The sequence below is a fragment of the Actinobaculum suis genome, from assembly GCF_900618115.1.
Lineage (GTDB): Bacteria > Actinomycetota > Actinomycetes > Actinomycetales > Actinomycetaceae > Actinobaculum > Actinobaculum suis.
The window spans coordinates 1,963,953-1,990,036 of sequence record NZ_UYIO01000001.1 but is presented as its reverse complement, the minus strand read 5'-3'; the positions used below and the strand labels follow the sequence as shown (position 1 = coordinate 1,990,036).

Sequence of the window (26,084 nt, the reverse complement as noted above, 5' to 3'; positions counted from 1 at the left end):
GTTCTCAATTTTCACAATCGTCACATCCTTCACATGCTTCACTACGGAGGTGAGCAACACACGGCCCGCCTGGCGAAAAACCGGGTGAAAGGCCAATAGAGTTAGGGATGTGGGTTTTCAGGGATATGCGCTAATCGTCGTAGTGGTGTTGCTATGTGCGTACGTTATACCTGAACTTTTTCGACGCCGGCGGGTGATCGCGGAAACGCGGCTCGATGAACGGTACGCGGAAAACTTGAGGATGTTGCAATTGCCGCAACGTCAGGACGAAGGGGATGGGGAACGTGGTTCCCTATTCCTGCGGACACCGGAGGTCATCATGGATGGGAACGACGATCGCGCCCAGCGCGAGCGGCAAAGCGGGCGTGATGTGCGCCAGCTGGCCCGCGATCGCGCACGGCGCCGGGCGCGTATCTCGCAACGAAAAGCGAATCGGCAACGCGGCCTATTCGTCGGCGCGGTTCTGGCCACAACTACAATCCTGCTGGGTATCGTAAGCGCGCTAACCACGCTTCCGTGGGTTTGGTTCGTGATATTTGCGGTGCTTACCGCCCTGTACGGCGCCGGGGTTGGCTACCTGGCGGTGCAAATGAATAAAGGTGACCGGACCGATCGGGAAGAAATTGCTGCGCTCACCAAGATGATGAAAGGGCCACGCGGCGGAACCTCGCAGTCTCGCCGCCCCGCCATGCCGCGCGCCGGCCGTTCCGCGGCTAGCGCTGCTTCCGCCACCAGTTCCGCAAGCGCGCTTTCTGCCTATACGGCCGATTCCGTTGCTGATTTGGAAGATTACGACGCCGCCGCGCCGAGCGCGGATTCTGCCGAGCAGGTAGCCGAGGCAGGCGATGAATCGGGAAAAGCGCATGACCGCGCGGTGAAGAACAGTGCACGTGTGGCGCGAGCACGGCGGGCGGCGCAAGCCCGGCAAGCTCGGCAAGCCCGCCAAGAACGCCGGCAAGCAAGCCAGCCCCGGGAAGCGGGCGAAGCTTCCCGGGCGGGGCAGAAACGCTCGGCCGGGCAGGCGGCACAAACACGTGGCACACAACCGCAGCGGTCTGGACTAAGCATGCGCATGGGCGCAGATATTATTGCAGCTCCTGATTTTGCGCCGATTTCCGGTTCCTCCCGGGAAAAGGCAGACCTTTACGCCCGCTACCAGAGCGATACTGGCACGCGTGGCACTGGTTCGCTACGTGCAGTTGGTACGAGTGAGGCTGGTACCCGTGAGACTGGTGCCCGTGGGGCTGGCGCGCGGAGCGCAAGCGAGCAACGTGGCGCGGGATATGGCCACGCAGGAAGCTACGGAGGCTACGGAAGTTCCGGGAGCGGGGCCGCGTCAGGTGAGCAACGGCGGCAAACCGTAGCGGAGCCGGGCTGTAACTACGGCCGCAAGCCGGAGCTACCGAGCTACACAATCAAACCTAATTCCGCGCTTTCCGTCAGCTTGGCCGGCGCAGCGCGTTCCGGAAGGCTAGGGGATCCTGGGGAGTCTGGGGCCGCCGCGAATCCCGGAACTAGCGTGCAACCGTTTGGCAATCGGGCCGCTGATGCCCCGATCGCACGGCGTACCGTTGCCCCCTATCGAAGCCTGAGTGCGGAGAGTGCGGCGGTCGCCGAAAGCAACGCGGCCACCGCGCCATACCGGCCCAAGCAGCCAGGTGAAACCTTCGACCAGCGCGGCCGCGTCGTAGTGGACGGAGTGTTCGAAAACGGCGAAAAGCACGCGCGGCAAGGCCTACGCGGCGGGGCCGCCCTCGACGAGATTCTGCGTCAACGCCGGGCTTAAGGCATATACGCCGGACTTTTGGTGGCTGATGTATTCAGTTTTTATTGCCTGATTTTGATTACCCGTTTTTGATTGCTCAGTTTTGTTTATCCGGTGATTTACGTCGTCTACCCGGTGGATTGCGTCATCTACCCGGTTGGTACTGCTCTTGCGGGTAGGGAGTGCTTCGCCCTGGCTAGCGGAATACTAATCCGCAAGCGCAGCAGATTTGCTCGAAACTGGAGAAGGTTAGCTAGGCCACCACTGTATTGATTGGAAACTTGGACGGAGTTGGCGTACGATAGATCAAGTCTTCGGGGCTATGGCGCAGTTGGTAGCGCGTCTCGTTCGCAATGAGAAGGTCAGGGGTTCGAATCCCCTTAGCTCCACAGTTAGACGCTCATTTTGATACAAAGTGGGCGTCTTTTTGCTTTCCTCGGGTTCCGCGTTTTGCCTGGTATTGCGCGGGATTTGAGGGGTTTCTGTCTCGATGACTTCGTTATCTTCTGACCCATTAGGTGAAGGATCTTCGTAAGCTTTAGCGACGAAGCATGGGGTTGGTACCCAATAGCTTGGCCTTACTTACCCTTTAAGGACACTCGCGATTAACGACACCCGCGATACGCGCGCCCGGGTATCTCGCCGATGCTGTGGTTCAGCACTGGGGGAGAGGACTGCCGCACATTAAAGGTGGCGGATCGGGGTGCGCGTACCGAATCTAAGAGCGCAGCCCAAGCCCCACCTACTGAAAAGAACAGTCGAAGTTTGGGCGCAGGTCCGACTAGCACAGCCCCGACTAGCACAGCCCCGACCGCTGCTGGAACTTGTCTGAAACGAAAGCGCCCGACCGCAGGATTGCTGTGGTTGGGCGCTTTCGTTACTGCCGATTCTGAAAAGTGATCTCCACTACGAGACTAGTTCGATCCGTCTGGTTGCGACTCGATCAGCGAGTGCATCGTCGTGGGTGATGATTAGCATTCCGATGTTCCGTCGTTCGGTCTCGGCGAGTAAGAAATTCCAGATCGCGGCCTGTGAGATGGAATCCAGCATCGTGGTGATCTCGTCGGCGATCAGGAACGTGGTTTTGGGCCCGAGCGCCCGGACGATGCAGCAGCGTTGGATCTCCCCACCTGACAGTGCTGCGGGCCTGCGTTGCAACCACTCGGCCTTGACACCAATACTGTCCAAGATATCTTGGGGTACCTCGCCAGTTTCGGTGATAGCACTGGCTAATGGCAGCAGCGGGTTGACTGATTTTTCCGGATGCTGCCACACCATCTGTACTGGGCAGTAGCCCTGTTTCGGTAGTGGTTTACCGTCGAGGGTGACCGTCCCAGTCTGTGGCTGCTCGTAACCAGCTAGCAGTTTCGCGAGTGTTGTTTTGCCGACTCCACTCGGACCATGCAAGACGACTCGCTCACCAGCCGAAACCGTCAGGCTCACGCCTTCGAGCACTGGTGACGACTGGTTGGGATAGCGGTAACTGAGGTTATCTGCCACAAGCATTAGTCCACCTCCGGGGTGTTAAAGAGTGCCGCGACATCTGGCGGGGCGACAAATTCATGCGTCGGGAGCGCTGCGATCAACGCCCGCGTATACGGGTGCTTCGCCTCACCTGCTAGTAGCTTATCGGTGGCGACAGTCTCGACGACACGGCCGCCATAGAACACCCCGATCTGGTCAGCTACCCGTAGCCCTAGCTCAAGGTCGTGCGTTATGAGAAGCACACCGTTACCTAGCTGGGCATAGTCACGCAGATCTTGCAAAGTTTTCGCCGCCAGTTCGGTCTGCATCCCGGGGGTAGGCTCGTCGGCGACGATCACCCTCGGATCTTCCAGCAGTGCGGCACAGAAGATGACGCGTCGCAACATTCCACCAGACAGCTCATGCGGCCACATATCGGCCACCTCAGCGTCCAGACCGTAACGGTCGAATAGTTCATTCATTCGTGCCCGACGGTCGTCGGATACATCCGGGCCGAGGACCTGGTTACCGATGCGCATTAATGGATCCAGGCTGGTTACTGATTGTGGGATGAGTGCTAACTGGTTACCACGCATCTTGCGTAGTTCGGCGTCACCGATCTGTTTTCCGTCATATTCGATATGAGCTTTGACGGTAGCGCCCGGTGGATAGAGCCCAAGCAGTGCATGTGCTAGTAGGCTCTTCCCGGATCCTGATGCGCCAATAATTGCGCTGACTTGTCCAGCGTAAACCTCGGCGTACAGGTTGCTGATAGTTGGTACTTCATGTTGCACGCCGTGTCGATCTTCCTTTAAGAACGATATCGAAAGGTCACGCACCGCCAGCAGTGGCGTGTTCAGATCCTCGCTCATATGTCGCGTCTCCGATCTTCGACGATCACCCGCAGGGAGCGTCCGAATAGTTGGAATACCAGTACCATCAGCAGCAAACTGAGACCGGGGAACAGCGCCGACCACCACATTCCGGCGGTCAGGTAGCTCATGGATTCTGACAGGATCACCCCGATAGCTGGTTGTTCGGGGCTCAACCCGAACCCTAGGAACGTGATGGATGCTTCATGCAGGATCGCGTGCGGGAATAGCAGTACTAAACCAACTAGGAACTGCGGGATTACGGCTGGCAGCATATGTTTGACGGCAATCCGGAATGGGGAACAGCCCAGTTTCCGGTCGATCGCCACATAGGTAGCATCACGCACTTGCATCACCTCGGAACGAATCACGCGCGCTAGCGAAGGCCAGTGGGTGACAGCCACTCCGATTGCCACACCCCAGAACCCGCGACCTATAGCCACTGAAATCAGAATCAGCAGCAGCATATGCGGCAACCCGAGCATCAAGTTGATGAGCCAACTGACGAGGTTGTCAACCCATTTCGGGCCGAGTGCGGCTAGTGTGCCCAGAATCAGTGCGATGATCGCGCTGACCGTGGCAGCGAACAGTCCAATCAGGATCGATAGCGCCAAGCCGGTGACGGTGCGCGCCAAGAGGCTGCGCCCCATCCAGTCGGTTCCGAATGGTTCTGCCGCATATGGTGCTAATGCTTTGTTGGTGAAATCAGTGACTAATGCTTGGTCAGCATTGGCGAACCCTGTGATCAGCAGGGCAACGATCACCACAGCCGAGGCGATGCAAGTAACCACAGCGCGCCGATAGGGGCCGGGGCGTTGCGGTTTTGCTACTGCCAATTCGACTGGTTGGGCTGTGGTAGTGGTGCTAGACATTGGATACCCCCGCTCGCATTCTGGGATCGATCACACGGTAGAGGAGATCGGCGGTTGCGTTTCCGACAAAGACGATGGCAGCCGAGAACACCGCGATGGCAGCCAGGAGCGCGACATCACTACCAAGCCCAGCAACGACGGTGGCCTGCCCCAAACCGGGATAGCTGAACACCTGCTCCACCAGAATGGAGCCGCCAAAGATCTCCGAAATAGAAGCGAACTGCAAGGTCAACGCTGGCAGTATGATGTTACGAAGCCCATGGCGGCGGATCACATGCCATAGGCCGAGCCCCCTGGCTCGTGCGAACAGGAAATAATCGGTTTCCATGACGTCCAACAGTTTTTGCCGGGTATGCAATGCAACATTGGAAATACCAACGATGCTGAGCGTCAGTGCTGGCCCGATGGCATGCCGGAATAAATCCCAGAATGTGATGTCCTCTGCGGCTTTACCGATAGGTGAGGCAAAACCGATCGGGATCACCCCAAGGTAGACACCGAAAACCATCAACACCAGTAGACCGAACCAGAATGTTGGTGTGGACGCTAACAGTAGGCAGAAACCGTGGATCGCTTTGCTCAGCAGGCTTCCTTCCCGGGCGGCAGCGACCACGCCGAGCACGAACCCCAGGACACCAGATAGTAGCCAGGCTGTGGCCAACATCAGCACCGAGGTGGAGAATTTCGTGGCAATCACCTGGGAAACCGGTGCATTGAAGCGCAGCGAGATGCCCATATCTCCGGCGATGAATGACGTCAACCAGTCCCAGTAACGCTGCAGCATCGGGGTGCCGTCACCCCAATGAGCTAGTAGCTGCGCTTTCTTCTCCGGGCTCATATTCATATAGGCGGCCTGCCCCACATTCGCTTCCACCGGATCAATCGGGGATAGCGAAATCAGCACAAATGAGATGAAAGAAACCGCCAGCAGCAACGCGATGAGGGATAAACCCCCGCGCAACAGCACCCAGCAAAGGCGTGAAAAGCTGAACTGTTGCGCGGGGTCTCGGTGGGAACCTATTAGCTTTCCCATGTCCACTGGTCCACATTGTTGACGACGGACCAACCGTGACCATGCGGATGCGGCTTCTGCTCCCCGATGTTGAGGTTGTCGCGAACGAAGTACAAGTGATCGATATTGGTCAACCACACCCAGGTAGCTTCACCTTCAGGGGTAACCCCGGTGGTACCGTCCCACTGTGCTTTCTGCCAGTACTCGTTGGATTCGTCAATGTCAGTGGCTGCCAGGGCCTTGTCTAGGTACTCGTCGATGGTGTTTGACTCGTACGCAGCGGTATTGCTGGTGCTCTGGGAATGGTAGAGGCTGTACAGCTCATTTGGTGAGTTGGAGCCCCAACCCCAGACAACGGGTTCGGTGGTCTGAATCAGGTAGATATCGTCCCACGACTTACCTTCGATGGTAATGGGCCCGACCCCCGGAAAGTGGACATGGGGGTGGTGTTTATGCTGCAAGGTCAAGTGTAGCTGACGCGTGTTTTTCGAAGGTGTCTGGGGCCTGGTAATTGCACCAGGTGTGCAATCGTTTCGTGTTATACCGAGTACACCACGCAAAGACCTGCCGGCGGCAGGAGAGCATGTTGGGGAAAACCTTCGCATTTTTGAGAACTTCTCGTTTGAGCGTTGCATTAAATGACTCTGCCAGCGCGTTATCGGCACTACTGCCTACAGCTCCCATGGATTGTTGTACTCCCAACTGGCGGCATGTTTCTTGAAATACAGAGGAGGTGTATACACTGCCGTGATCAGAATGGAAAATCGTTCCACGCAAGGATCCTCGCTGGTCTGCGGCCATCAGTAATGCCTCTCGGGCGAGTTCAACACGCATGTGATCTGCAATCGCAAAACCGACCAGTTTCCGGGAGAAACAGTCAATCACAGTAGCCAGATACATATTCTTTTGCCCGGCAAGGGGAAGATATGTAATGTCCCCGACAAGCTTGTCGTTAGGCCTGGCCGCGGTGAAATCACGCTCGAGAAGATCATCAAAGACCCGCTTATGTGGATCACTGACAGTAGTGCGAACACGACGTTTTTTCGTAAAACCTGCCAACCCGAGAGCTTTCATCACCCGTGCTACGCGTTTGTGATTTACCGGCTGGTCCGGGGTCTGCGCAGTAAGCAACGCGGCTATACGTTTAGCACCATACAAGCCACCTTCCGCCTCGAAAGCGATCCGAATTCGCTCCCCTAGCAGCCCGTCAGCGTATACCTGTTGCTCGCGCCGGGCCGCATTTGCGGCCCACTTGTAATAGGAAGAACGCCTTACTTTCAGTACGGTACACATCCGCTTGACTGAGAACTCAGTACGGTGGTCCTCGATGAACTTGAAGCGGATCACAAGCCCATCTCCTTCGCGAAATACTGCGCCGCCTTGCGCAAAATATCGCGTTCTTCTTTCAAAAGCGCGTTTTCCTTTTCGAGTTGTCGGATTCTCTCTGCTTCAGATAAGACCCGCGCCGCCTCTGCTTCTTTGCGCCGCCTGGCCCGCACCCCGGTGCCAAACTGGTTTACCCAGTTTTGCAGCGAATTACGATTAATTCCCAGATCAGAAGCAACCTGCGCCATTGAAGCCTCGCTGGACTCGTACGCGGCTACCGCGTCTTTCTTGAACTGCGCGGAATATGTTTTACGGGACATGGTAGAAGACTACCTTTCTCCGGCTGAACGCCGGGGCTAGCCTATGTCCACCAACAGGGGGTCAGGTCCAATATTGATCCCAATTTCTTTCATCTGGTTAGCGAATTCAGCGGCTAGTGCCTGTCGAACTGGGTCAGTGGCGGGGTAGACCAGCGTGAATTCTGCTCGAGTACCATCGTGCTTGACGCGGACACCGTCGTCACCCTCGGCCCAGCCGGCATCTTCGAGGATCGTTTTGGCTTTGTCGACGTCAGTTTCAACTTTCATCGCATCCGAGGCCCACGGCATCCCGTCCGCGACGGAATAGGCCGGGGTGCCATGGCCATTGAGCACATGATCGGCTAAGACGTCACGATCAACGGCATAGTTCATGGCCTGGCGTAGGGCGCGGTCAGAGGTGACGTTATTGCCGACTTCGTGTTCGGCGCCGTCCATCCCCTCACGCTTCGGGCTGCCTTCCGGCACGACCGGGAATGAGATGCCGCGCGAGTCAACGGTTTTAGCGCTGAACAGTTCGTAGCCGTCCATGTGCTGGTCAGCGTGAGTGGCCGACACATATGCGACATCAACCTGCCCAGCCTTCACAGCCGCGATGCCAGCATCTTCATCCATGAACACCACGACGAGGCGTTCCATCTTGGGGGCTTCACCGTAGTAGTCCGGGTTCGCCACGAAGATGGCCTGTTTGCCTTGTTCCCAGCTTTCCAGCTTGTACCGGCCGGAGCCGATCGGGTTTTTGCCGTAGTTGTCACCATATTCATCGGCGGGGACGATACCCAGCACGGCCAGGGTATACAGCAGTGTATTGTCTGGCTGTTTCATGGCGATTTCGACTTCGGTGTCGCTGGTGGCAGTGGCTTCCTTGACCTTATTGAGATCGGCTACCGCGCCAGTATTAGTGACGACCTCGTTGATGGTGAACGCGACGTCTTTAGCGGTGACGGTGTTGCCGTTAGTGAATTTCGCGTCATCGCGAATAGTAAACTTCCACGTCATGCCGTCGTCAGAGACAGAGTAATCAGTAGCGAGATCGTTCTCGAAGCCTAAGTCGACGTCGGTTTTGATCAACGTGGACTGAACCAGTGGTTCGTGGACGTGGCTGGCGCTGCCCCATCCGTAGACTGGGTCGAACCCGGTATCAGGTTCAGAACTTGCGGTCATCGCTACGGTCACAGTCGAAACGTCGGGAGCTTCAGCAGTGGGTTCTTCGCTGCCGCTACCGCCGGTGGAGCAACCAACGATCAGGCTAACGACCGCCAGCCCAGCCAGTGCGCGGGCGCGCCAATCGCGACCAATTTTTGTGATGGACATAGATCTATCCTTTTGCATCCTTGCAACCTTGCATCTTTGCATCTTTTGCATCCTTGCATTCTTGGGGAGGATCGTAACAGTTTTCGTGCTCAAAATCTGTGAGTTGTGTAGGGGGGGCAAGTATCTGCGCAAGGTGTTATCCCGTCACGTCAATGTCTAAGAAGTGGAGACGCAAGAAGCGTCGCCACTGATTCGACAGCGAGCGCGTGGACTGGATCCCATCATTTTCTAGAAAACCAGCACATGTTCTCGAACGGGGCTCCCTTCAACCGAAGGGAATCCTTGAGTGGCTACCGATCCGAAGTGTAACGAAAACGTGTTCGAGCATGAATGGTGGGAAAACGTTAGTGAGCGTTACCCCACAACGTAGGCGACGTATCACTTCTCTGCCGATGGGACGGGGGTTATGGTTGCGCGTGAGCTTGAAATACGCCGTCAACACCCAGGTGGGGTACTCCAGTGCAACCTCGGAGTGTAGAGCCGATTGCGGATGGAATGGGTAAAGGCAATTACAACTGCGCGAAAAAGCAGCTTCGACATACCACTACCGGTCAGCGACCAAGCGAGATACTGAAGTTAAGATCGCAGTGGTTGATGTCGCTCCTTCGAGTGAGGGAGACGGTCCCGCAGAAGTAGGAGTGGTAACGGATGCTGTGGAGCAGGGTACAGTCGCTCACGCCATAGCCGAGTGGGAACTCCGCCGCACCCTTCGTTAGTTGCCGATCTGCAAGCCCAAATCGGCCTGGATCTATACCGAGATGGAGAATTGCGCCGAGGACTACGTCGCCCTCGTCCAAGCGTCCAAGAACGAATCCGTCATGCTCGTGAGGCCTGTGGTGATCCCAAGTCACCGCCGATGGCGTTATCGAGGTTCGGTTTAAAGCGTGGATAACAGCTACATCGGTGGTTGTGGGAGTCGGAATTATTTACGCTACAGTTCTTGACTGGTCATTCTAGAATAGGTAGTCTAGAACTATGGCGAGACCGAGGGAGTTTGACACAAGGACGTTCCTGCGACAGGCGGGCGAGTTGTTTGTGAAGCGTGGCTATAACGCAACGTCGATTGATGAGCTTGTGAAAGTCACTGGAGTGGCGCGAGGCAGTCTGTACTCGATCTTCGGATCGAAGCAGGGAATATTTATTGCAGTCCTTGAACACGCGGCAGGGCAGTGGAGCGAATCTGCGGTGCCGAATGCGCAGCTACCAGCAGCCGATCTGCGTGACGATCCGGAGACGCTGCTGAACCTGATCAACGTTGCAGTTTTCGAGATAGCGTGCCACAGTCCTGAAATTGCTGAACTGACCCAACGCGTTATCGATGTAAATAGAATCACAGCGCAATCCCTTGGCCAGCGTGCACTTGACCGGGCTGGTTTAACCGACGCGCCCGCTAAAGCTGTTAAGGAGAAGGAGGAGAAGAATGTCTCGAAATAAGGTCAAAATTCAGGGCGAAGAACTCATTGTCACCCCGATAGGGTTAGACAAGTTGTGGTCGTTGACGACTGAAATCCGTGTGCCGCTTTCACTTGTGCGAGGTGCCACGCATGATCCAGGTATCGTGAAAGAACCGAAGGGGGTGCGAGCTCCGGGATTGAATACGCTTGGTAAAAAGGTATCAGCGACCTACCGCAAAAATCACGAACGCCACTTCTGGAACGTCACCGGCGCAGCCGATGTGCTCGTCGTCGAAGTCGATCCGACGTTCAAGTACAGTCGCCTCATTCTGTCCGTCGATGACCCGGTTGGCCTGGAGCGAGAAATCAATCAGGTGATCCGTAACGGGGCATCCTAACTGAGGCGCTTCTTCTCGTTCTCGATGGAATCGCAGGTTAACGCGGGTGGGTGCCACGCACTCAGACTGCGTACCCACCCTCACAGCTGTTGCATCCACCTAGCCGGAATCTGCACCCACCTTGTATCAAAATGAACGTCTAAGTAACCACTAGGGCACTCATTTTGATACAAGGTGGGCGTCTTTTTGTTTTGCCTGGATGGGTGGCGTTTTAGCTTGTCAGAGGCATATTGGCCAGATGGTGTTGGTTTTCGCCGGGTTTTTTGGTGTTATGAAGCCTAAAGGTGGGTGTTGGAGTCGGTTTGACTCGAGTTTTGGGTGGCCATTTCGTGTTGGTTTTACCCGGGTTTTTTGTTCCTATTTCGGGCGAAAGTAGGGTTTGGAGTCAGTTTTAATCGAGGATTGCGGGATGGGAAATCCTCAATGGAAAATCTGTGGTGGCACGACACAAAAATGGGGTTCAACTGGGGCTGGCAGGCCAAGGTTTCGCTGTCCAGTGTGCCCGGCTAGCCAATCGCGGCACAGTAATACCCAGGCTTGCCATTTCAAAATACCCAAGCTCGCCATTTTGACGCATTTTTAGACTTTGTTACCGGCAAATATGCTCTGGCTGATTACAGGTACACTCTGGCTGATTACAGGACCAAAGCACGCACTCTACGGCGCCGTAGCGAACCTTTTGGCGTTTATAGCCGGTTTCTCCGCTGGTTGACGAGGTTTATCACGTGGTGTTTGTGGACGGGATTTACCTGTCTGGCAAGCTTGTGGTTCTTATTGCTTGCACTAAAACTCACGTGCTTGGCTGGACTGCACCTACACCTAGCTGATGGGACGATGCGGTCAAACAGAAGACAGTGGTCGGCCATCCGGGCAAGAAATCAGGGCAGTGGACGGGGGTTCTCATCAGCCTGAGAAGTGAATAATATCTATCGAGCTGGTTGGCTGGATCAACATTTTGACGACGCCGGTGCACTCGTTTTCCAGCTGGTGTTTTGGGCGTTTTTCCCTGCTAGTTTACGTAAAGCCGGGTTTTACTTGCGGAACGGTGACCGCTCTTCCGCGACGTGGTGCTGTTCTTGCAGTATCTGGCAACGATAGTTTCTAGTGCTCAGTATAATGTACACTGGCCGCGGGTGCGCTCTTTGTGTGCCCGTGTTGGAAATGTCGCGTGGGTAATTTACTCGCGATGTGGTTAATTTAGGAGGCAAGGAATGCCGAAAAGTAAGGCCTTTTCTCAAGTAGTTGAGGGGGGGGGGAGATCACGTAAGGTCTTAGCCGTTATTACGGCGTTGGCGCTAGCATTTGGCGGTATTTTAACGGGACTTTTCCACGCGAATACTGCACAAGCAGCGCCCACCGGTGAGATTGTTCAGCCCGAAGGGCCGCAGCCTGATCCCGTGACGGGCGCCATTGAGGCCGACGCCATTAAAAATGGTTATGTCGACAGCCAAACGGATATGACCAATGCGCCTCATACTCTCTCGGGCCGTGCCTGGGAAGTAGATACCGGTACACCCGCCACCATGGCGAATGGTCTGAGCCCGGTCCCGGAAGGAACTCCTGTGTATATGCAGTTCCTTTCGAAGGGCGTGGCCTCGCCGATTTACATGGCGCGTACCACCAACAAGATCACCCAGGTGGACGGCAGTCAAGCCGGTCCGGGTGCCTACGCTTTTGATCTTCGGCAGGGTTTTAAGGACGCTGCGGGAACCGAGTACAAGTTCTCCAGTTCCTCGTTGAATAGCGAAGCCTACCGTCTGTGGATTGAGCCCTACCGGAATGAAAAGACCGGCAACCTGATGACGATTCTTCGTCAGGCTAACGGCTTCTTCCCGGGCACCTTCGTCAACACCACAACGGGATCCAATATTGGTGGTTTTACGACCGATGGCACCAATATGCAGCGCACGGGTGTCTTCATGTATGAACATCCGGGCGAGTGGATGAAGGCCCAGAACGTCATCCACGATGACAAGGGCCCAATCGACGCGCCGGGCGCTCAGCTTCATACCTCGAATACCGTGTCCGGTCAGGTCTGGCTGGAAACCGGTGGTGGCGCGGATCGTGCCAACTCTGCCACCGGCCCGAATTTCGATCCGGCAACCACCCAGGACACCCCGGCCGAAGGTTACACGGTCTACATGTCCACGCTGACGGAGGAAGGTGCGGCGGCAAATGCCCGCATCAAGGAGCTTCCGCAGAGCGAGCAGCTCGCGGAGACGAAGCGGCTGCTAGAGGAAAATCCGCACTACGTAAAGACGCGTTCGGCGAAGACGGACCGTGACGGTCGCTACACGATTCGTTGGGGTGACTACATCGATGAGAGCCAGCGGCCCAAGGATTTCTACGATGTCAACAACATGTACATCTGGGTAGAAAATCCCCAGGGCGACGTCGTGCAGAACTACTCGAGTTACACGGCCAACCTTTTCCGTAGCCCCTCGGCAAACACCACCTGGACACCGCAGGCGGTGCCCGCGCATAACACCACGGTTACCTCGCGTGTTGAGGATATTGATACTCCGCGCTACGGCAAGGAGGTGAACTCCAGCTACAACGTCAATATCGCGCTGGTGCCGTTCGAGCTCATCCGCCTCGATATCACCAACTTCAACCTGACGGATAAGCCCGCTATGCGCGGCGACGTCGCCGAAGTTGAACTCAGTGGAACACTCTCCCCGCTGCGCACCCATATCGAATGGCGTGATAAGAACGGCCACAAGGTTGGCGAGGATTGCCCGATTAGTAAGCTCAACGATGCGAAGAACTGCACCTTCACCATTCCGGAGGACGCAAAAGATAAGGACGTCTACACGGCCGTCCTCGTCACCGGTGGTAACGATGTGGCAGCGGATTCGCTCAGTGTTCGCGTGTACCCCGATGATGATGGTGACGGCGTCGACGACGATGAGCGCGATCCCGATATCAACAATGATGGCGAAGTCGATAGGCCGCGCACCCAAAATGATCAGGAAATCGTTCACGGTGTGAAAATCGTTGATGAGTACGGTGAGCCCGTGCGGCACTCCAATGTGAATGCTCAGGGCGTTATCCTCTCCGATGGTTTCCGCACGCTCTCGAATGACGAACTGCAGATTACCTACGGTGGTCAGCGTTCCGATCTTTCGAAGTTCGATGTGACGCTGACTGACGCGCAGGGTCGCTCCGCTAAGGCAAGCGCCGAAGAAACCGCCACGGTTTCGGCATGGCGCGGTGCCTCCGGTTTCCCGGTTGTTCGTAACTTCGGTATGGCGAAGTTCGGCAAGGGTACCTACAGCGTTGGTATTACCGACAACATCGACTACTGGGCTGTGACGCGCGATTCGCAGCTCACTAACGGTGGCTTCCTTGACGTTACCGGCAACACCCCCACGCAGTTCGTAACCTTCGGTTTCGACGCGGATAACAACGGTATTGCCGACGTCGACGAACCTTTCAACGAGCGTTTCGAACCGAATCCGGTTAATCCGGTAGAGACGAACCACGGCGTGGAAGCGAAGTCGGATCCGATCACCTTCGACAACGCGAAGACTCCGGCTAAGGAATCCCTGGATCCGACTGCTCCGAACAGTCCGCTTGCGGGTACCACTTTCGCTATCGATCCGACCGCTCCGGATGCTAACGTGCCCGCAGGCGCCACCATCGATGCGAATACCGGTGTGGTAACGATTCCGAACAATGCTCCTTCCGGTGACTTCACGGTTCCGGTCAAGGTGACCTACCCGGACAACACCACTGATGAACTGCGTGTCAATGTCAAGGTGACCTCGAAGGCTCATGATTACGAGCCTGCATACGAACCAACCGACGTTGATCCGAACGAATCCGCTTCGGTGAGCCCGACCTTCACCGACAAGGACGGCGCAGGCGTTACCCTCCCTGATCCTTATTCGAAGAACCCAGCAGAAATCGGTCAGGTCAAATTCAGTTTCGGCACGTTGCCTGCCGGTGTGGAGGAAGTAGCTAATCCGGCCGATGTGACTCCAGGTAAGGCATACATCGATCCGGAGACTGGCGAAGTAACCTTCAGCCCGAGCACCGATCAGGCTGGCAAGTCCGTTGAGTTGCCTGTTGTCGTGACCTACGACGACACCACGGAGGACAACGTGAATGCGGTGTTCAACGTTGGTGCGATCACGAGCGTCACCCAGCCGAACTACGAGAACGGTTCGGGCAAGCCCGGTTCCGAGGTGAACATCCCGGCTCCGACCTTCGATAATCCGAAGACCCCGGATGTCGAGAAGGATGTTCCGCCGACTGGAACCAAGTTTGAGCTTGGCCCCAACCCACCGGCTGGCGTAAACATCGATGAGAACACGGGCGCCATCACGGTTCCTGTTCCGACCGATGCAACCCCTGGCGACACGATCGAAGTTCCGGTTGTTGTAACGTACTCGGATGGCTCGAAGGATGAGGTTACGGTTACCGTAACTGTTCTGGACTTTGGCGATAACGAGAAGTACCAGCCGGCCTACGAGGGCAAGGAAGGCAAGCCGGGTGACACCGTCACCATCGACAAGCCGACGTTCACCGATAAGGAAGGCAACCCTGCCAACCCGACTAAGGTGACCTACGGTGAGCAACCCGAGAACCCTGTACCGTCCGGTGTAGCTATCGCAGAAGATGGTTCGATCGATGTTCCGATTCCGGATACGGCGACCAACGGTGAAAAGATCGACGTTCCAGTCCGCGTGACCTACGAGGATGGAACCCACGATGACGTCACCGCCACCGTCACGGTGCGCACCGATGACGACGGCGACGGCAAGCTGGATCCGCTCGATCCGAAGAACCCGCAGCCGGGCGACGATCTCTGCCCGAACACTCCTTCTGGTGCGACGGTAGATAGCAATGGTTGCTCTGTTGCTCCGACGGTTGAACAGCCTGGTCCGATTACGGGTACGGTTGGTACACCGATCAACGAGATCGTGGTGAAGGTTGATAACCCGGGCAAGCACACCGAGCTGGTTTGCAAGGCTGAAGGTCTGCCTGCTGGCCTTGATATCGTTTACGATGAGGCCAAGGGTGGTTGTGTTATCACCGGTACTCCGACTGCGGAAGCTACTGATCAGCCTGTGAAGATCACGGTTGAGCACAAGGCTCCGGAGACGGATAACCCGAATACCGATCCGGTTGTTGTGACTACTACGGCCACGATTAACCCGGCTGGGGATGACGACGGCGACGGCGTTCCGAACTATCTTGATAAGTGCCTGAACACACCGGCCGATGCCAAGGTAAATGAGAATGGCTGCTCCGTTGCACCTGTTCTCGGCCCGATCGACGTGATTGAAGGCGTCAAGGACGAAGCGATCACCCCGATCGTTATTCCGGTAACCAACGATGGCAAGGCGACGATTACCGCTTGCACGGCAGAAAACCTGCCTGCTGGGCTTGAGATCGCTTACGATGACGCCCAGAGCGCATGCGTGATCAAGGGTACGCCGACCGCGACTGGTAAGACCGCTGACGTGAAGATCACCGTCTCCTATGAGCCGGTCGATAAGCACGACACGCACAATCCTGCTGGGACGATCGAAGGATCGACGTCTGCGAACATCTCGTTGAGGGCTGCCATCATCGTGCCTGGTAACCCGACGGAGCGTGCGAAGTACGATCCTGCTTACACTCCGGTGACGGGTAAGCCTGGCGAAACGGTCACCGTTGCTTCGCCGACGTTCACCGACACGGATGGCAAGTCGGCCAACCCGACCGGCGTTACCTACGGTTCCCCTGAAGGAACGAAGGCACCTGCAGGTGTGACCATCAACCCTGATGGTTCCATCACAGTTGTCATCGATAATGGTGCGACTAACGGTCAGATCATCAACGTTCCGGTGCGCGTCACCTACAGTGACGACACGTACGACGACGTGAACGCCACGGTCAATGTTCGTACCGATACCGACGGTGATGGATATCCGGATCCGGTGAACCCGGACGATCCGAAGCCGGGTGACGACAAGTGTCCGGGCACCAAGCCGGGCGAAAAGGTTAACGAAGAAGGCTGCTCCCTCAACGATCTGAACGATCCGAACTACAAGCCGACGAACGCGTCGGTTGGCGTTGAGGTTTCCTCCGCAGCTCCGACCTTCGATAACCCGAAGACGGCCGACGTCGAAACGAACGCTGCCCCCACGGGCACGAAGTTCGCGCTGGGTTCTGATGCTCCGGCAAACGCGAAGATAGATGCGAATACGGGCGTCATCACGATGACACCGACGGTCGAGCAGGCTAACCAGACGCTCAACATCCCAGTCGTGGTGACCTATCCGAACAATGGTGGCGTCGATGAGACCACCGCCCAGTTCAACGTGGGTGACACATACGCCGCGGTAACCACTCCGAAGTGGGACGATTCCAAGTCCCGCCCAGGCGTGCCGGTCGTTATCCCGAACGCGGGTGACGGTCTGCCGTCCGGCTCGGTAGTGGCCATCGAGGAATGCCCGACTGGTTGGAAGTGCGCCGTGCAGAACGGCGACGAGCTCGTCGTGACGCCTCCTGCGGACGCGCCTGCTGGTGCAATCGGTAAGGTGAAGGTGAAGGTGACATACCCGGATGGTTCCGAGGACATCGAAACCGTCAACGTGGCCGTGGTTCCGAACCCGAACTGGGACGACACGACCACGCGTCCAGGCAAGGGCGTGACCATCCCGAATAATGGTGGCGAGATTCCGGAAGGTACCACTACCGAGGTTACTGGCCCTGGTACGTCTACCCTGAACCCGGATGGTTCGATCACGGTAACGCCGAATCCGGATGCGAAGCCTGGTGATGTCATCAAGGTGAGCATCAAGGATAAGGACGGCAACGTGATTGACGAGGTCACGGTGACCATCGTTCCGAACCCGAACTGGGACGACACGACCACGCGTCCAGGCAAGGACGTGACTATTCCGAACACGGGTGGTGACATCCCGGCGGGTACCACGGTTGAAACCGAGGGTCCTGGTACGTCTACCCTGAACCCGGATGGTTCGATCACGGTAACGCCGAATCCGGATGCGAAGCCTGGTGATGTCATCAAGGTGACCATCAAGGATAAGGACGGTGAGCCGATCGACGAGATCACGGTGACCATCGCTCCGAACCCGAACTGGGACGATACGACCACGCGTCCTGGTAAGGACGTGACTATTCCGAACACGGGTGGCGACGTCCCGGCGGGTACCACGGTTGAAACCGAGGGTCCTGGTACGTCTACCCTGAACCCGGATGGTTCGATCACGGTAACGCCGAATCCGGATGCGAAGCCTGGTGATGTCATCAAGGTGACCATCAAGGATAAGGACGGTGAGCCGATCGACGAGATCACGGTGACCATCGCTCCGAACCCGAACTGGGACGACGCGACCACGCATCCAGGCAAGGATGTGACCATCCCGAATAAGGGTGGCGACGTCCCGGCGGGTACCACGGTTGAAGCCGAGGGCCCGGGCGAGGGTACGTTGAACTCGGATGGTTCGATCACGGTAACCCCGAATCGGGATGCGAAGCCTGGTGATGCTATCAAGGTGACCATCAAGGATAAGGACGGCAACGTGATTGACGAATTCACGGTCAAGATCGTTGAACCGGAAGGCCCAGCGGCTGCCAAGGCTAAGTCGCGAGTCAAGAAGCTGTCGTTCACCGGCGCTTCGGTGCTCGGCACACTGGGCATCGCAGGTCTGCTCACTGGTGTTGGCGCGCTCCTCGTGCGTCGTCGCAACCGGTAAGCTGAAAGCTGCTAAGCGCTAACTAGCGCACGAGGGCGGCTGGTACGGGAACACCCCGCACCAGCCGCCCTTCGTCATGCCAGAACCGTTAGGGGCGTCAAGCCGGCGTATTGGCCATTTCGTGTTGCTGGGGCGGGCATCTTTCGTTGATAGGAAGCGGGTTTGTGGCTAAAAACTCGTTTTGACTCGACTTTTTGGTTGGCCATTTCGTGTTGTTTTTACCCGGGTTTTTTGTTCCTATTACGGGCGAAAGTAGGGTTGGGAGTCGGTTCGAATTGAGGGATGGGAAATACTCTGGCCTGAGATGTTGATACAGTAGCCGATTTTATTTTTCTTCAACTCTCTCGAGAGCATCAGAGCTCTTGTTTTAACGCATCTTGCGTGCGTGTATTCTGAGTCGCTCGGTAAGTCCAAATAATTCCAATAATGCTTTGTACGGTCAGCACAGTTATTGGAATGAATGCAGAAATAGTCTCGTAATAAATCCCTTGAAGAGCAAACAAGATCGATGAATCTGCATAGGCAATTCCCAAGCCAGTGATTGGCAAAGAACCCGCGCGTTGAATCCGATACCACTCGAACTTGGAGTTGAATGCAGCCTTTGTTCTAATACCAGCCCACGAGTTTGGCGGCAACTTGTCTTTTCGCATTGCACCGCCAAGAACCAGCAGGGCAATTGCCGTCGCTAGTACTAAAAGTCCAAGACCAATTGCTGTGGCTTGATACATAATACCAACCTCCGCGAAATCCCCAGCTTGGGCCCGACCCCCGGAAAGTGGACATAGGGGTGGTGTTTATGCCGCAAGGTCAAGTGTAGCTGACGCGTGTTTTTCGAAGGCGTTTGGGGCCTGGTAATTGCACCAGGTGTGCAATCTGTCAAGCGCGAAGTGCTCTAAAAGACCTTCGCACCCCACTGACAAGAATGCGTGTGATGCATTTAACAGACACTCGGTTCGGTCGTAGTGTCTGCCGGGGGTGTGAAAAGTCAATGGCGATTTTTAAGGAGAAGACAATGAAAACGACACGAAGGATTCGAAAAGCTGGGGGCACTGTAGCATTGGGCGTTGCGCTAGTGGTGGGATCTCTCGCGATGACCATCCCTGGCGCAAACGCATTGGGTGGAAACTGCGCGGCGTGGCCGCGTGCTGCGAGAGTGGATCACGCTCCACGATGATTGTTTGCAATAAGGAAGGCGTGGTGTAATTGTCGGCACCACGCCTCCGCATAGCCACAGCGTTGCAGTGCTAACCGGGAGGGGTGCAAATGCGGGTTGAAATAGATAATCTTCAATTTGAGTATGGCGGCGTAGGCGAGGCTCGCAAAATTTTTGATAACGCGTCCACATGCTTCCGAACTGGCCGGTTTTATGCGCTTATGGGACCTTCCGGTTCCGGGAAGACCACATTGTTTCGGTTGTTGACGCGCGAAGTGGAACCAGTTGGTGGGCAGATACGAATTGGGGGCAGGGATTTATCGACTATCTCCGTGCGTGAATTGCGTTCTTCTATAGTAGGGCAAATCTTTCAAGATTATGTACTGGTTCCATTTTTGAGCCCGCTAGAAAATTTGCTACTGGCACGAGAGATTACTGATGGTCGCGCTGTTAAAAGTGACCACGACCGCGCAAAATGGTTGCTTGCACGGGTTGGGCTAGAAGGTTACTCCACGCGGGCGGTCGAGTTGCTATCTGGTGGGGAGCAGCAACGCGTGGCGATAGCCAGAGCGTTGATGGGCAAGGCTGGGGTTCTTCTTGCAGATGAGCCTACTGGCGCTCTGGATCGGGATAATACGGTACAGATTGCGCAGTTGCTGGCCGGCTTGGCTCACGATGAAGAAATGATTGTGATTGCCGGTACGCATGACGGGGAGTTCGCGAGCTACGCGGACGGTGTGGTGCGGATTCGCAATTACGATCTAGTCGCGGAGTGAGTCCCATGGGCAGACAACGGTTACGTTTGATTCGCAAAATGGCTCTGCATAGACCGGTAGGGGCCTTGGGCACTGTGATGCTCGCGCTGGTGTTGGTTCTTACGTGCGTAAGCGTGGCAGGTTTTATTTCTGCGTATAGTCGCGCCGTAGAGCGCGGGGCAAAAAGTAATTTTGGGGTCTATAGTCGCCAGGTAACGGGTAAGGGCCCGACCCCCGGAAAGTGGACATGGGGGTGGTGTTTATGCTGCAAGGTCAAGTGTAGCTGACGCGTGTTTTTCGAAGGTGTCTGGGGCCTGGTAATTGCACCAGGTGTGCAATCGTTTCGTGTTATACCGAGTACACCACGCAAAGACCTGCCGGCGGCAGGAGAGCATGTTGGGGAAAACCTTCGCATTTTTGAGAACTTCTCGTTTGAGCGTTGCATTAAATGACTCTGCCAGCGCGTTATCGGCACTACTGCCTACAGCTCCCATGGATTGTTGTACTCCCAACTGGCGGCATGTTTCTTGAAATACAGAGGAGGTGTATACACTGCCGTGATCAGAATGGAAAATCGTTCCACGCAAGGATCCTCGCTGGTCTGCGGCCATCAGTAATGCCTCTCGGGCGAGTTCAACACGCATGTGATCTGCAATCGCAAAACCGACCAGTTTCCGGGAGAAACAGTCAATCACAGTAGCCAGATACATATTCTTTTGCCCGGCAAGGGGAAGATATGTAATGTCCCCGACAAGCTTGTCGTTAGGCCTGGCCGCGGTGAAATCACGCTCGAGAAGATCATCAAAGACCCGCTTATGTGGATCACTGACAGTAGTGCGAACACGACGTTTTTTCGTAAAACCTGCCAACCCGAGAGCTTTCATCACCCGTGCTACGCGTTTGTGATTTACCGGCTGGTCCGGGGTCTGCGCAGTAAGCAACGCGGCTATACGTTTAGCACCATACAAGCCACCTTCCGCCTCGAAAGCGATCCGAATTCGCTCCCCTAGCAGCCCGTCAGCGTATACCTGTTGCTCGCGCCGGGCCGCATTTGCGGCCCACTTGTAATAGGAAGAACGCCTTACTTTCAGTACGGTACACATCCGCTTGACTGAGAACTCAGTACGGTGGTCCTCGATGAACTTGAAGCGGATCACAAGCCCATCTCCTTCGCGAAATACTGCGCCGCCTTGCGCAAAATATCGCGTTCTTCTTTCAAAAGCGCGTTTTCCTTTTCGAGTTGTCGGATTCTCTCTGCTTCAGATAAGACCCGCGCCGCCTCTGCTTCTTTGCGCCGCCTGGCCCGCACCCCGGTGCCAAACTGGTTTACCCAGTTTTGCAGCGAATTACGATTAATTCCCAGATCAGAAGCAACCTGCGCCATTGAAGCCTCGCTGGACTCGTACGCGGCTACCGCGTCTTTCTTGAACTGCGCGGAATATGTTTTACGGGACATGGTAGAAGACTACCTTTCTCCGGCTGAACGCCGGGGCTAGCCTATGTCCACCAACAGGGGGTCAGGTCCTAACGACGACGTCGTCGCCTATATGCGGTATTTGCAGGAAAAACGTGAGGCTGTTGCAATCGCTCATTCGCGACAAAATATTCTTAGCACCGATACTCAAAAAGCTGCCAGCGTGGATGTAACATCGACTAGTGGGCCGGCTGATATTGGTGTGGTGATAGCCGGACGCTATCCCATACATACCGGAGAATTTTCGGTTAGTAGCGCAGTAGCCAAGCAATTGCAGGCCGAACTGGGTGCCCGCTTCGAAATGGTAGACGCCGATAACGCTGGAAAGCAAAAAACATTTACATTGGTAGGAGTGACCGAAAATCCCGCTTCGATTAACGAGATTAACGCGATTGCTATAACTGACGATGAAACTGTTTTCTCATCCGCGGAAGTGTGGTTAACCAACGATGACTTAGCTCCTATAAATGGGGCGCTGAGTCACGGTGGCGGAGATGTTGCCACAGTAACTTCTGTGGTTAATCGATCTACTGCTAATGCGGTGAGCTACCAGGCGGTATCGCCACAAATGGCATTTTTGTTTGGCGGGCTAATGGTGGTCGCTTTTGTAACTGCAATTTATGCGGCTGATCGGCAGCGGCGGCAGGGCGTTTATAGAGTTTTGACTGCATTAGGCGATAGTCCAGGAAAAGCGGCACTGACCACCTGTACACAGACTATTTTGCTGGCTTTGCTGGGTGGCGCGGTTGGAGTGCTTATAGCCGTGATTTCGCTACCGAATCTATCTGCATGGCTGGGAACCTATTTCGAGCAGCGCTGGCAACAGCTTGTGTGGAGTGCGGTAGTTATTGCGGCTACAGCAATGCTGGCCGTGATACTGCTCGGTGGAATTCTCGCGGCGGGGTTAACGGTTGCAGCTCGCAAACATCAGATGCGCGCGCATAGTGACGGCTTTTCGGTTCGTTTGCTGATGGGTGTGGGTGTTGCGGGTACGGCGATAACAATGCTGTTGATAATAAGCAGGCAGTTATACATTTTCCCGCAAGGCCATCGGGCCGCGATGGTTGTGGGTGCGGTGAGCGTTCCCGCGTTCGCTTACGCAATAGCATTAATTACGCGGCAACGGAAGGTGACTGGCAGGCTAGGAAACCGTTTACAAAAGCTTACTTTGGGTGCGCTTGTAGCTGTTTTTGCTTTGAACTATTACGGGGCACTTTATGCAAGCGGGGTGGCGGACTTGACTAACTGGTTAGGACGGCAGATCGAAGGTGCGGACAGCTACCTGGAAGTCAGTAATGCTAATGAACAAGCTGTTGACAACTTACTGAAGAGATTTCCAGAAATAAAACCTTACACGGCCGTATTCGGAGATGTCGCCACAAATGAGCGAGTATTTCGCATTACCGATAGCGAAAGCGCGGCGTGTTTCGCTACGGCGAAAACTGTGGCTGATTGCCCGCAACCGAATCTGGATCTGGTCTATATAGCATCCGGCGGATTAGTTGATCGAAAATATATTAATCACGCCCCTGAATCTTACGTCACTAAGAAGGGGGCAGTTACCCTCATTGGTATTGGGATGGGTGATTCAGCCGTTACCGAGGTTATTAACGTGGAGGGAATCATTGGAGATAGGGATTTAGAGAACAATATCCTGCGCGGGTTGGTTTTATCGAGTGATTCGCCGCTACTCAAACAGCTCGGTATCAGCAAACCACGGTCGTACACCGTGATTGTTACTGGATTTGGAAGTATGCCGGATGAAGTGCGGGACGGGGTGCGCGCAACCATACTTTTGGAAGCCCCGTTCGCGTCGCTTAGCGACTCTGATGATCCTGAAATTAGGCAACTACGCGCACAAGCAGTAGCACGTCAGATATTCGCCGTGTTTGTCTCTGGCGCGATATTACTTGCCCTAGCCGTTACTTTGGTTTCTGATCAGCGGATAGAGCGCCGCCTTATCGAGCTGTTTGGAGGTGGTAGGCGCGTGCGCCTGAGATTGCTAAAGCCCCTCGTTTTCTCTTACTCGGTTACCGTAGGAAGCGCGGTAATTTTGGGGCGCTTGGCCGCTATGGACCGCATTCCCTTCACATTCCTCGACTCTGCTGCCGTGCATAATTACGGCGTTGTGTGGACGTTCGGACTAGCCGGACTGCTATTTGTGGTACCTGCGCTCATTATTGGTGCCCGCCCGCGCCGGCTCCGGACGGGCCGGTAAATTACAAACGGGTAGCACGGGTGATGAAAACTCTTCCAAACGATATCTTCTGGCGGGCAAGCGCCTCTGCCTTTAATACACAGGGCGCGCCGCATCTCCGGTTCGCCCGCGGCCACTCGTGTACCGATACAGCTTGTTCGACGCCGGCGCACATCGAGTAGACGTGCGCAATCCACAAGAAATAGTGGGGAAGGAGATTCCAGGTGCACTCAATATTCCCCTTGACGAATTGCGCGGACGCCTCGCCGAACTTCCGGAGGTGAGCTTATTTTTAGCCGCCAAGTGGGTTTGCGCGGTTATTTAGCGGCCCGGATTGTGCGCCAGCATGGCCGCTCTGCCAAGAACCCGGCCGGCGGATATATGACCCTGGCAGGCCGAATAAGCGGCCGGCGCCAGCGCCCACCAAGAAAAGTAAACGCGTGCTAACAGGAGCAATTGCAAGCCACGGGCCGGGGGTAAAGGGGTTCAACAACCCCTTTACCCCCGGCCCGTTATCGTAGCCAGTAACGGCTTGTTATCGCAGCCAGCTACGACCTACTTTTGTGCCGGTTCGGCCTAGCTTTGTGCTGCTTCGGCTAGGTTTTGTGTCGGTTCGGCTTGGTCTGCTGCCTGCTGGCGCTGCAGGGCGTGTAGACGTTCCTGGTGCTTCTTATCGATGCGGAACAAGAAGCCAACTAGAACCAGGCCTACCGCGGCCACGGCCGCGGCGGTGAAGTACACGGTGCGGTACGCTTCCAGCCCGGTGGCTCCAGGTACGGCCAGGAGCGAGGCGATCTGCGGGCCCACTAGCGAGGCAATGGCGTAGCCGAAGAACATAATTCCGTAGTTCACGCCGTTATTCTTCAGCCCGAACTGCCGCGAGGTTAGCGGCGGGAATACGACGAGCACACCGCCGAAGGAAGCCCCGAGCAGGCAAAGGAAAATGCCAAAGAGTAGGGGGCTAGTCGAAACCGAAAGCCCCAGCAGGCTCACAATCGTCAGAATCAAAATGGCTGCGAGCACCTTGATTTCCCCGAATTTATCCGCGAAAACACCGGTGGAAAGACGGCCGACCAGATTTGCGGCGGTGTTGACGATGACGTAGATAGACGTCGTCGTCGCGATTGCGCTCAAGGCACTTACATCACCAACCGGAGCGCCGTAAAGCTGGGATCCGGCGATCGAAGTCAGCTTGCCGATCATCATGATTCCGGCCGTGCAGCAGATTGCAAGAATGACGATCATGAGCCAGAAGGTAGGCGTCTTGATCATCTGGCCGGGGGTGAAATCTTTCTCCACGCGGCCGGTAGGGCCAGCATCCGGGTTGTAGCCCGCCGGGCGCCAATTGGCCGGAGCCGGGCTCATAATTGCACCGGCGAGCCACGCCAGCACCCAGAAACCGATACCGAGGTAAACGAAGCCCTTTTGCCCGAAATGGTGGTTGAGCTGCGTGGCGATTTGGGAGAGCATAATGCCGCCGATAGATGCAGCTGCCAGAAGCACGCCGTTCATGGTGGCGCGCTTCTCCGGGAACCACCGCAAAGAGGTGTTAATCGCCGGGTTGTACATGAGGCCGTTGCCGGCCCCGGCCATCAGACCGTAAGTAATGTAAACCAATGGCACCGAGGTAACGAAGCCCGTGAGCAGATAGCCGAGACCAAAAATAGCCCCGCCCACAAACATGAGCATCTTCGGCCCGGACTTATCAACGATCCGCCCGGAAAGAATGCCGAAAAGCGCCATTACCGTTTGGTAAATCGTGAGTGCCAGCGCGATTTGGGCGCCACTGCCACCGGTTGCTTCCTGGAGGGGGACATCAAAAACAGTGAAGACGTTTGCGGCGGAGACCACCCAAACGACTATGAAAGCACCAATGAAAACTATGTTTCTATTGGCAACTTTTTGTGCGTGTGACACTACTACACAACCTCCTAGCTGCGTGAAACTTAAACGTTCGGAAAAGTGTAGCTGCAAAAAAGTGTAGCTTCAAAGACTTGTGTTTCCGAAAAGTGCGTTCCCGAAAAGTTTTATGTCAGCGGATGAATACGTGAACAAA

At 55.7% G+C, this 26,084-nt stretch carries 16 protein-coding genes, 1 tRNA gene and 2 pseudogenes; 9 read left to right on the top strand and 10 right to left on the bottom strand.

Annotation, left to right across the window (positions count from 1 at the left end):
* The first annotated feature begins 109 nt into the window (after positions 1 to 109).
* Both H8274_RS08015 and H8274_RS08010 read left to right on the top strand, forming a co-directional pair.
* Positions 110 to 1,786, top strand: coding sequence for a hypothetical protein (locus tag H8274_RS08015; RefSeq protein ID WP_185934256.1), 1,677 nt, complete (start codon positions 110 to 112; stop codon positions 1,784 to 1,786).
* Positions 1,787 to 2,081: 295 nt separating this feature from the next.
* A tRNA-Ala gene (locus tag H8274_RS08010) sits at positions 2,082 to 2,154 on the top strand.
* 517 nt (positions 2,155 to 2,671) lie between these two features.
* Here H8274_RS08010 and H8274_RS08005 read toward each other — a convergent pair.
* The 7 genes from H8274_RS08005 to H8274_RS07975 form a co-directional block, all read right to left on the bottom strand.
* Positions 2,672 to 3,265 (bottom strand): ABC transporter ATP-binding protein, encoded by a 594-nt coding sequence (locus H8274_RS08005; RefSeq protein WP_221884786.1) that lies wholly within the window; start codon positions 3,263 to 3,265, stop codon positions 2,672 to 2,674.
* Between the two features lie 5 nt (positions 3,266 to 3,270).
* A complete protein-coding gene (locus H8274_RS08000; RefSeq protein WP_185934254.1) occupies positions 3,271 to 4,101 on the bottom strand; it encodes an ATP-binding cassette domain-containing protein in 831 nt (276 codons plus the stop codon).
* A complete protein-coding gene (locus H8274_RS07995) occupies positions 4,098 to 4,973 on the bottom strand; it encodes an ABC transporter permease (protein WP_083078380.1) in 876 nt (291 codons plus the stop codon). The genes H8274_RS08000 and H8274_RS07995 overlap by 4 nt, the downstream gene beginning before the upstream one ends.
* Complete coding sequence (locus H8274_RS07990; RefSeq protein ID WP_185934253.1) at positions 4,966 to 6,006, bottom strand: ABC transporter permease; 1,041 nt, start codon at positions 6,004 to 6,006, stop codon at positions 4,966 to 4,968. Before H8274_RS07990 ends, H8274_RS07995 begins: the two co-directional genes overlap by 8 nt.
* Positions 5,994 to 6,452, bottom strand: coding sequence for a periplasmic substrate-binding domain-containing protein (locus H8274_RS07985; protein WP_185934252.1), 459 nt, complete (start codon positions 6,450 to 6,452; stop codon positions 5,994 to 5,996). The genes H8274_RS07990 and H8274_RS07985 overlap by 13 nt, the downstream gene beginning before the upstream one ends.
* A protein-coding gene (locus H8274_RS07980) for an IS3 family transposase (RefSeq protein ID WP_185933549.1) occupies positions 6,436 to 7,631 on the bottom strand; the annotation gives its coding sequence in 2 pieces (ribosomal slippage) (positions 6,436 to 7,349 and positions 7,349 to 7,631; 1,197 coding nt in all). The genes H8274_RS07985 and H8274_RS07980 overlap by 17 nt, the downstream gene beginning before the upstream one ends.
* 36 nt (positions 7,632 to 7,667) lie before the next feature.
* The gene (locus H8274_RS07975) at positions 7,668 to 8,942 is read right to left on the bottom strand and encodes an ABC transporter substrate-binding protein (protein WP_221884784.1); all 1,275 of its coding nucleotides are present in this window, start codon (positions 8,940 to 8,942) and stop codon (positions 7,668 to 7,670) included.
* Positions 8,943 to 9,917: 975 nt separating this feature from the next.
* Between H8274_RS07975 and H8274_RS07970 the strand changes: the two genes are divergently transcribed.
* The 4 genes and pseudogenes from H8274_RS07970 (at position 9,918) to H8274_RS07955 (ending at position 18,449) form a co-directional block, all read left to right on the top strand.
* Positions 9,918 to 10,376, top strand: a complete 459-nt coding sequence (locus tag H8274_RS07970) for a TetR/AcrR family transcriptional regulator (RefSeq protein ID WP_185934250.1) — start codon at positions 9,918 to 9,920, stop codon at positions 10,374 to 10,376.
* Positions 10,363 to 10,734, top strand: a complete 372-nt coding sequence (locus H8274_RS07965; RefSeq protein ID WP_049619205.1) for a hypothetical protein — start codon at positions 10,363 to 10,365, stop codon at positions 10,732 to 10,734. The genes H8274_RS07970 and H8274_RS07965 overlap by 14 nt, the downstream gene beginning before the upstream one ends.
* A gap of 409 nt (positions 10,735 to 11,143) precedes the next feature.
* Positions 11,144 to 11,540 (top strand): annotated as a pseudogene (locus H8274_RS07960) (hypothetical protein); the annotation flags it as partial.
* Between the two features lie 405 nt (positions 11,541 to 11,945).
* Positions 11,946 to 18,449, top strand: coding sequence for a YPDG domain-containing protein (locus tag H8274_RS07955; protein ID WP_185934249.1), 6,504 nt, complete (start codon positions 11,946 to 11,948; stop codon positions 18,447 to 18,449).
* A 353-nt stretch (positions 18,450 to 18,802) separates the two neighbouring features.
* On the opposite strand, the gene H8274_RS07950 is transcribed toward H8274_RS07955, so the two are convergent.
* A complete protein-coding gene (locus H8274_RS07950; protein ID WP_185934248.1) occupies positions 18,803 to 19,177 on the bottom strand; it encodes an SdpI family protein in 375 nt (124 codons plus the stop codon).
* 535 nt (positions 19,178 to 19,712) lie between these two features.
* Here H8274_RS07950 and H8274_RS07945 point away from each other — a divergent pair.
* A pseudogene (locus tag H8274_RS07945) lies at positions 19,713 to 20,204 on the top strand (ATP-binding cassette domain-containing protein); the annotation flags it as partial.
* A 413-nt stretch (positions 20,205 to 20,617) separates the two neighbouring features.
* Here the strand turns inward: H8274_RS07945 and H8274_RS07940 are convergent.
* Positions 20,618 to 21,813 (bottom strand): IS3 family transposase gene (locus tag H8274_RS07940; RefSeq protein ID WP_185933549.1). Its coding sequence is split into 2 segments (ribosomal slippage): positions 20,618 to 21,531 and positions 21,531 to 21,813, totalling 1,197 coding nucleotides; the frame shifts between segments, so codons are not numbered across the junction.
* Between the two features lie 100 nt (positions 21,814 to 21,913).
* Between H8274_RS07940 and H8274_RS07935 the strand changes: the two genes are divergently transcribed.
* Both H8274_RS07935 and H8274_RS07930 read left to right on the top strand, forming a co-directional pair.
* On the top strand, positions 21,914 to 24,049 hold the full coding sequence (locus H8274_RS07935) for an ABC transporter permease (RefSeq protein ID WP_185934247.1): 2,136 nt from the start codon (positions 21,914 to 21,916) through the stop codon (positions 24,047 to 24,049).
* A 133-nt stretch (positions 24,050 to 24,182) separates the two neighbouring features.
* Positions 24,183 to 24,353: a rhodanese-like domain-containing protein gene (locus H8274_RS07930; protein WP_176700753.1), complete on the top strand. Its 171-nt coding sequence runs from the start codon at positions 24,183 to 24,185 to the stop codon at positions 24,351 to 24,353.
* A 251-nt stretch (positions 24,354 to 24,604) separates the two neighbouring features.
* Here H8274_RS07930 and H8274_RS07925 read toward each other — a convergent pair whose 3' ends face one another.
* Positions 24,605 to 25,945: an OFA family MFS transporter gene (locus H8274_RS07925; RefSeq protein ID WP_185934246.1), complete on the bottom strand. Its 1,341-nt coding sequence runs from the start codon at positions 25,943 to 25,945 to the stop codon at positions 24,605 to 24,607.
* Positions 25,946 to 26,084 lie beyond the last annotated feature (139 nt).

Bases quoted from the DNA above. Each gene is read 5' to 3' on its own strand.
- H8274_RS08000 (WP_185934254.1), bottom strand. From the start codon at position 4,101: ATGAGCGAGGATCTGAACACGCCACTGCTGGCGGTGCGTGACCTTTCG.
- H8274_RS07995 (WP_083078380.1), bottom strand. From the start codon at position 4,973: ATGTCTAGCACCACTACCACAGCCCAACCAGTCGAATTGGCAGTAGCA.
- H8274_RS07990 (WP_185934253.1), bottom strand. From the start codon at position 6,006: ATGGGAAAGCTAATAGGTTCCCACCGAGACCCCGCGCAACAGTTCAGC.
- H8274_RS07975 (WP_221884784.1), bottom strand. From the start codon at position 8,942: ATGTCCATCACAAAAATTGGTCGCGATTGGCGCGCCCGCGCACTGGCT.
- H8274_RS07970 (WP_185934250.1), top strand. From the start codon at position 9,918: ATGGCGAGACCGAGGGAGTTTGACACAAGGACGTTCCTGCGACAGGCG.
- H8274_RS07965 (WP_049619205.1), top strand. From the start codon at position 10,363: ATGTCTCGAAATAAGGTCAAAATTCAGGGCGAAGAACTCATTGTCACC.
- H8274_RS07955 (WP_185934249.1), top strand. From the start codon at position 11,946: ATGCCGAAAAGTAAGGCCTTTTCTCAAGTAGTTGAGGGGGGGGGGAGA.
- H8274_RS07950 (WP_185934248.1), bottom strand. From the start codon at position 19,177: ATGTATCAAGCCACAGCAATTGGTCTTGGACTTTTAGTACTAGCGACG.